The sequence below is a fragment of the Mesorhizobium sp. M00.F.Ca.ET.216.01.1.1 genome, assembly GCF_004010325.2.
In the GTDB taxonomy this organism is placed as follows: domain Bacteria; phylum Pseudomonadota; class Alphaproteobacteria; order Rhizobiales; family Rhizobiaceae; genus Mesorhizobium.
In genome coordinates this window covers 1-278 of sequence record NZ_SADR02000673.1, presented here as the reverse complement: position 1 = coordinate 278, position 278 = coordinate 1, and the positions used below count along the sequence as shown (strand labels likewise).

Below are 278 nucleotides of genomic sequence, written 5' to 3'. Positions count from 1 at the left end.
CGCCTATGTCGGTCTGACCAACCCGCAGTTCGGCACGCTGACCTTGGGGAATCAATACGACTTCATGAGCGATGCTCTCTACAGCTCGGGCGATGACCCCGCCGTGTACACCGGACACCTCTATGGTCAGGGTGCAGGTCCATTCCAGAAATTGGCGTTGCCGTCCAATCCCACCGGCAACTTCGATTGGTATCGCGCTGCAGGACGCATCGCTAACTCGGTCAAGTACAACAGCCCCGTCTTCGCCGGGCTCAGTGGGGGGGCAATGTATGGCTTCG

Annotated in this window: 1 protein-coding gene; it reads left to right on the top strand. The window is 59.4% G+C overall.

Going from position 1 to position 278, the window contains the following annotated elements; translation table 11 throughout:
• On the top strand, window positions 1–278 hold a 278-nt coding region (locus tag EN859_RS37890), incomplete at both ends, for a porin (RefSeq protein WP_135913790.1).